Here is a 7,337-nt window from a genome sequence, read left to right as displayed (position 1 = left end):
TAAGACCCCTTAAAGATGATAAGGTTGATAGGTCCGGTGTGGAAGTACCGTAAGGTATGGAGCTGACGGATACTAATCGGTCGAGGGCTTAACCTAATTGCTTTTCTTGCTGCTAGTTTTGAAGGTACAAAGATTCCTTCAAAATCTTAATATAAAGTAGGCATGTTTAAAGAAGTTCGACTAAAATCCGTCACGTCCATGTGACAACGTCGAATGACTTGCATCCTGCAAGCCTGGTGATGACGGCGGAGGGGATACACTCGTTCCCATCCCGAACACGATCGTTAAGCCCTCCAGCGCCGATGGTACTTGGACCGAAGGGTCCTGGGAGAGTAGGACGTTGCCAGGCAATAAAAAAAGCTAACCACATGGTTAGCTTTTTTTATTGGCTTTGTTAAAAGATAAGAAAGAGTAACTTTCTTGCACTTCTCATTTAAGGGTTTGTATATTCCATAAACAGCGACCTTCAGAAGTGCCCTTCTCTCCGTAATCTTTATTCATAGAAGGGCACGGATGACGGAGCGCGATGAAATATTCAAACCTTTTCTTAAATTTTAATGTTCACTTCATTTTAACGAATGGATTTGTTACTTAAAGGGGGAGGAATTTCTTATCTACTCATAGAATAATATATTTAGAAGATCGAAATATTTCAACAAGGGGGAAGAGAAATGATTGCAATTGTAAATGCTACAATTAACACCATTACACAAGGAATCGTTGATCAAGGAGGAATAATATTAATAGAAGAAGGGAAAATAAAGGCTATTGGTCAAGGTATTGAGATACCAAAAGATGCTCAAGTTATAGATGCACAAGGTCAATGGGTAACACCAGGTTTGATTGATGCACATACGCATTTAGGGGTATATGAAGAAACAATTGGATGGGCTGGAGCCGATGTCAATGAAATGACAGATCCTGCCACTCCCCATGTTCGTGCATTGGATGCAATTAATCCATTAGAGCAAGGTTTTAAGGATGCCATTCAAGGTGGTGTTACTACTGTTCAAATTATGCCTGGTAGTGCAAATGTGATTGGTGGAGAAATGTCAATTGTAAAAACCTATGGTCGTATCGTTGATGAAATGATAGTCAAGAAAACCTCAGGTCTTAAAATTGCTTTTGGTGAGAATCCAAAAAGGGTGTACGGAGAGAAAAAACAAATACCATCCACAAGAATGGGCACAGCAGCAGTATTAAGAGATCATCTAATAAAGGCAAAAAATTATTTAAAAAAAATTGAACTAGGTATGGAAGACTCCTCAAAAGCACCTGATATCGATCTTAAAATGGAAACCTTAGTTAAAGTATTAAAGAAAGAGATTCCTGTTAGAGCCCATGCTCACCGTGCAGATGATATCATGACAGCAATTCGCATTTCCAAGGAATTTAATATAAATCTAACATTAGAACATTGCACAGAAGGTCATAAAATTGCAGACATCATAGCTGAAAATGGATATAAAGCTGCGGTAGGTCCAACACTTAGCAACCGTTCTAAGATTGAATTAGGAGATAAAGGCTGGCACACATTAGTCTCATTAGACAAAGCCGGTGTTCCTGTTTCTATAATTACCGATCACCCCGTCATTCCAATAGAATATCTCATCGTTAGCGCTGCCATCGCTGTGAGAGAAGGATTAAATGAAGAAACAGCTTGGAAGGCAATTACTATTAATCCTGCAAAACATATGGGTATTGAGGATCGAGTAGGTTCCCTGGAAGTCGGAAAAGACGCAGATATAGTTCTCTGGTCAGGTAACCCTTTTGATTATCGGACAAAAGTATTGATGACTATAATAGATGGAAGAATTGTTTATCAACACGAATAAGAAATGATACACAGGAGGACTACATATGGAATATGTCAATCTAGGAAGAGCAGGTGTAAAAGTGTCACGCCTTGCTCTAGGTACAATGGTATATGGTGATTGGGGAATTGGAGAAAATGAATCGATTGAGCTGATCCACAAAGCGATGGATGCTGGAATTAACTTTATTGATACAGCAGATATTTATGGAGGAGGAACATCAGAAGAAATCGTTGGTAAAGCCATTCGCCATAAAAGAGATGAAGTGATTTTAGCGACAAAATTTAAAATTAGAACAGATGAAGGTCCAAATGGACAAGGGGCAAGTCGTTTTCGAATTATGAAACAAGTAGAGCTAAGCCTAAAACGACTTGGTACAGATTATATAGATTTATATCAAATTCATCGTCCTGATCCAACGACACCAATCGATGAGACCTTACGCGCTTTAGATGATTTAGTTCGTCAAGGAAAAGTCCGTTATATTGGTTGTTCCAATTTTGATGCATGGCGAATCGTAGAAAGTTTATGGGTTAGTGACAAAATGAATCTAGAAAGGTTTGTTTCCAATCAACCTTCTTATAGTTTGCTTGATCGATACATCGAACAGGAGATTTTGCCTGTCAGTGAAAAATATGGACTAGCCACATTATGTTATTCTCCACTAGCAGGAGGATGGCTTACTGGAAAATATGCAAAAGGGAACCATTTACCAGAGGATAGTCGTGGTGCTAAACATCAATGGAATTTAGAGTCTAAGGAAAACAAAGAGAAATTAGAAAAAGTAGAAAAGCTAAGTTTCATTGCAAACAAAGAAAATATTTCTTTAACTCAACTAGCCATTGCTTGGTTATTACATCAGGGACCATCAGTTATCCCGATTATTGGAGCAAAAACATCAGAACAACTAAGAGAGAATATTAGTGCTCTTGAAGTCAAATTGTCAGAGGATACACTAAAGGAAATTGATCAAGTCGTTCCATCCCCCTATTTCGACTTTTCTAAATAATAAATAAGCAAAGTAATAAAGTTGGCATGTAATTGATTCTCTTTAACCCGAATGAGTGATGTTCGGGTTTTTTTCTTTCAAATCAGATTCGCTGAAAAGATAGAAAAATGCTATAGTAATTTTTGTGCAATTTATTTAAAAATTTTTTATAGAGGTGAGTTTTATGAGAATTGGTTGGATTGGCTTAGGAAATATGGGAGTTCCTATGGCGACAAATCTTAAGAAGGCTGGATATGAACTATTCGTGTATAATCGTAGTAAAGAAAAAGCACAACCACTTTTAGAAATGGGAGCGACTTTTAAAGAAAGTCCTAAAGAAATCGCTGCTTCAGTGGATGTTTTAATCACGATGGTTGCGGATGATGAAGCTGTGAAAGATGTGTATACGCGAGAAGATGGAGTGTTGGCTGGTTTAAAAGAGGGGCAAATTGCCATAGATATGAGTACGATTTCACCTGAAACTTCAAAAACAATTGCCGCTTTGTGTAAGGAAAAAGGGGTAGAAATGCTTGATGCTCCAGTTTCAGGTAGTGTTGCACCGGCAAAAGAAGGGACACTTGTGGTACTTGTAGGCGGAGATGCTGAAACGTATGAAAAAGTGAAACCTATTTTTGATATTGTAGGAAAGGCTTCTTTCCTTTTGGGAGGGAATGGGGCTGGAAGTAACGCAAAACTAGCGATCAATAGTATGTTAGGAATCTATATTCAAGGACTTGCCGAAACCGTTTTATTTGCGGAAAAGGCGGGGATTCCAAGGGAAACGATGCTTGAAATTGTAAAATTAAGTGCTGTAGGTTCCCCAATTGTAAATATTAAAACACCAAGTATTATCCAAGATTATTATCCAGCAGCTTTTGCCTTAAAACATGCCACAAAAGATTTACGACTCGCAATGGATCGAGCAAAAGAGATGGATCTTTCTTTCCCACTCATTGAAAAGGCAGCCAATACATATGAGGATGCCCTAAATGCAGGAAATGGTGAACTTGATTTAATGGCTATACTTTCCTACCTTGCAAAAAAATAATAACATATCCAAATTAGAGCTTAACTATATTTGAACAGGAATATGGTTAAGCTTTTTTAATGAAATAAAAATCGAACAATAACTATTAAATTATATTTAATGTTCGTTTTTATCTTGACGAATGATGTATTGATTGTTAAACTAAATATCAACAGAATATAACTCGTATAATATCAGGAATATGGCCCGAAAGTCTCTACCTAGTAACCGTAAATTACTAGACTACGAGTGAAAGTGAACCTAGGGATCTGCATTTAGAAATGTAAAGACCGAGTGGTTCAAACATGTCTTATGACCATGTTACACCGAAGGGATAAAAGCCCAGGCGGGTAGGTTTCTCTCGTTTTTATTTTGGAAATCTACCCATTTGGGCTTTTTTCTGTTAAAAAAGTTGTAAATGTAAACATGTAACTAGGAAATTAATTAATAATAGTAAATAAAATTAATATGAATGAAAGGATGGCACGAAAAATGGATTTAAATCCACAGGTTGGAATAATAATGGGTAGTCGTTCTGATTGGGACACAATGATTAACACAGCTCAAATTTTGGAAGAATTTGGGGTATCTTATGAGAAAAAGATAGTTTCAGCCCATCGGACTCCAGATCGCCTCTATAAATATGCAGAAGAGGCTGAAAAAAGGGGGTTAAAGGTAATTATTGCAGGAGCAGGTGGAGCTGCTCATTTACCTGGAATGGTAGCAGCAAAGACAATAGTTCCAGTTTTAGGAGTGCCTGTTAAAACTTCAACTTTAAACGGACTCGATTCACTTCTTTCAATAGTTCAAATGCCAGGCGGTATTCCGGTTGGTACACTAGCAATTGGTCAAGCTGGAGCTAAAAATGCTGGTTTACTAGCAGTTTCAATGTTAGCTGTTTATGATAAATCCCTGTCAGAAAAACTGCATAAATTTAGACAAAAACAAGCGGAGGAGGCAATAGTTGAACCGTGGGAAGCTTAGTTCTACCGGGAGCATCAATTGGTATCATTGGTGGGGGTCAATTGGGGAAAATGCTTTCCATTGCTGCTCAATCTTTGGGTTATAAAGTAACAATTTGGAGTGAGGAAGAGGATTGTCCTGCCTGTCGAGTAACAACTTCTGCTGTTATTGGGAAATACACGGATAAAAAAAAGCTATTACAATTTATTGAATTAGTAGATATAGCTACAGTTGAAACAGAACATATACCACTTGACACACTACAAGAAGTTGAAAAAAGTATTCCATTATACCCCAATTCTAATATTATCGGAACTGCCCAAAATCGTAAAAAAGAAAAACTGTGGTTGAAAAATAAGGAATTTCCAGTAGCACCATTTCAATTAATAACTTCAATTGATGATGTAATTGAATTCAAACAAAAACACAATGAGGATATTGTTGTTAAAACAATTACAGGTGGATATGATGGTAAGGGGCAGTTACTGATTACGGGCAATGTATTGAAAGAAATAGAAATAGAACAAATTAAAAAATGGCTTTCTTCAGGGAATGATCTTATTGCAGAGGTTTGGCTTCCTATCAAGGCTGAATTATCCGTAATTGCTGCTAGAAATAAGAATGGTTTTATTCCTTTTCCTGTTGTAGAAAACCAACATCGGCATCACATATTGCATCGTACAATAGCTCCTGCAAGACTTGAAAAAGAGGTAACTTCAGAAGCCATTAAATTAACAGAACAGGTTATGGAACAAATGGATTATAGAGGATTATTATGTGTTGAATTTTTTTATGACAAGAATGGTCATCTATATATAAATGAATTGGCACCACGTCCCCATAATTCTGGACATCATACATTAGAGGCTACTATAACGAGTCAATTTGAACAAACAATCCGTGCTATTTGCGGATTACCTTTAGGAGATACCAGACTAATAACACCTTGCGTTATGACAAATCTGTTGGGAGATTTATGGCATGATCATTTTAAGATAGAGAACATATTAAAAGAACCTTCTACCAAATTGCATTTATATGGAAAAAAAGAAGCACGGCTTAAAAGAAAAATGGGGCATTATACTACTTTGGCTGATACACTTGATGAAGCTTTAGCAATAGCAGAAAAAATATATCTCTCTCTTACAGACTAACAAAGAAAAAATGGCTTAATTTAAAATAAAAGATATTTTTGGAGGGTAAGTATGATTGAACGTTATTCAAGACCGGAAATGCAGGCAATATGGACTGAAGAAAATAAGTATCGCGCTTGGTTAGAAGTTGAAATTTTAGCCGCAGAAGCTTGGGCTGAGTTAGGAGAAATCCCAAAAGAAGATGTTATCAAAATCCGTAAAAATGCCAAAATCAATATCGATCGAATTCATGAAATTGAAATGGATACCAAACATGATGTTGTGGCATTTACAAGAGCAGTCGCTGAAACATTAGGCCCTGAATCAAAATGGGTTCATTATGGCTTAACTTCAACCGATGTCGTTGATACTGCGTTAGGATATTTGCTTAAACAAGCCAACCAAATCTTATTAAAAGACATAGAAAATTTTCTGCAAGTGTTAAAAGAAAAAGCGATAGAACATAAATATACCGTCATGATGGGGCGAACCCATGGCGTTCATGCTGAACCAACAACCTTTGGACTTAAGATGGCCCTATGGTATAGTGAAATGAAGCGAAACTTGGAACGGTTTAAACAGGCAATGGATGAGGTTGGTTATGGGAAAATTTCTGGCGCAGTGGGTACATTTGCGAATATCCCTCCTTTTATTGAGGAGTATGTGTGTAAAAAATTAGGCTTGAAACCTGCACCGATTTCGACCCAAACCTTGCAGCGTGATCGTCATGCGGAATATATGGCGACACTAGCTTTGATTGCTACATCATTAGAGAAGTTCGCTACGGAAATCAGAGGATTACAAAAGTCAGAGACAAGGGAAGTAGAGGAATTCTTTAGCAAAGGACAAAAAGGATCATCGGCAATGCCGCATAAACGAAATCCGGTTGGTTCAGAGAATATCAGCGGGTTAGCACGGGTTTTACGAGGCTATATGGTTTCCGCTTATGAAAATGTCTCATTATGGCATGAACGTGATATATCCCATTCATCGGTCGAACGAATTATTCTTCCCGACGCGACAACATTGTTAAATTATATGCTTCGCCGTTTTAGCAATATCGTGAAAAATCTCACTGTTTTCCCTGAGAATATGAAACGAAACATGGAAAGAACTTTTGGTTTGATCTATTCACAACGGGTTTTACTTAGCTTAATCAATAAAGGATTAAAAAGAGAAGAAGCTTATGATCTCGTACAAAGAAAGGCGATGCAATCCTGGGAAGAACAAAAATCTTTTAAAGAATTACTGAAAGAGGAAAAAAACATCCAAAATCTTTTAACAGAAGAAGAACTGAATGAATGCTTCGACTATCATTACCATCTGAAAAATGTAGACTTCCTTTTTAAACGTGTTGGTATAGGAGAATAGATTGTTCTTAAAAAGAGGGAAGCGATTTAGGGGAGAAACTC

At 37.1% G+C, this 7,337-nt stretch carries 6 protein-coding genes, 2 rRNA genes and 1 riboswitch; all 8 genes read left to right on the top strand.

The features are described 5' to 3' along the window. Nucleotides 1–96 (top strand): 23S ribosomal RNA (locus BEN26_RS04145); the annotation flags it as partial. A 136-nt stretch (nt 97–232) separates the two neighbouring features. Further along, a 5S ribosomal RNA gene (rrf, locus tag BEN26_RS04140) occupies nt 233–349 on the top strand. A gap of 322 nt (nt 350–671) precedes the next feature. Next, nucleotides 672–1,835, top strand: a complete 1,164-nt coding sequence (locus tag BEN26_RS04135; RefSeq protein ID WP_069798892.1) for an amidohydrolase — start codon at nt 672–674, stop codon at nt 1,833–1,835. A 25-nt stretch (nt 1,836–1,860) separates the two neighbouring features. Beyond that, complete coding sequence (locus BEN26_RS04130) at nt 1,861–2,823, top strand: aldo/keto reductase (RefSeq protein WP_069798894.1); 963 nt, start codon at nt 1,861–1,863, stop codon at nt 2,821–2,823. Nucleotides 2,824–2,986: 163 nt separating this feature from the next. Next, the gene (locus BEN26_RS04125; protein ID WP_069798896.1) at nt 2,987–3,850 is read left to right on the top strand and encodes an NAD(P)-dependent oxidoreductase; all 864 of its coding nucleotides are present in this window, start codon (nt 2,987–2,989) and stop codon (nt 3,848–3,850) included. A 143-nt stretch (nt 3,851–3,993) separates the two neighbouring features. Next, a riboswitch (purine riboswitch) is annotated at nt 3,994–4,095 on the top strand. A gap of 214 nt (nt 4,096–4,309) precedes the next feature. Next, on the top strand, nt 4,310–4,813 hold the full coding sequence (gene purE, locus BEN26_RS04120) for a 5-(carboxyamino)imidazole ribonucleotide mutase (protein ID WP_243643819.1): 504 nt from the start codon (nt 4,310–4,312) through the stop codon (nt 4,811–4,813). After that, a complete protein-coding gene (purK, locus tag BEN26_RS04115) occupies nt 4,801–5,946 on the top strand; it encodes a 5-(carboxyamino)imidazole ribonucleotide synthase (RefSeq protein ID WP_069798900.1) in 1,146 nt (381 codons plus the stop codon). Before purE ends, purK begins: the two co-directional genes overlap by 13 nt. Nucleotides 5,947–5,997: 51 nt before the next feature. After that, the gene (gene purB, locus BEN26_RS04110) at nt 5,998–7,296 is read left to right on the top strand and encodes an adenylosuccinate lyase (protein WP_069798902.1); all 1,299 of its coding nucleotides are present in this window, start codon (nt 5,998–6,000) and stop codon (nt 7,294–7,296) included. Nucleotides 7,297–7,337: the final 41 nt, after the last annotated feature.

It is taken from the genome of Tepidibacillus sp. HK-1 (assembly GCF_001748485.2).
Taxonomy (GTDB): Bacteria; Bacillota; Bacilli; order Tepidibacillales; family Tepidibacillaceae; genus Tepidibacillus_B; species Tepidibacillus_B infernus.
The sequence above is the reverse complement of the archived record's forward strand: the minus strand, read 5'-3'. Positions and strand labels throughout refer to the sequence as shown.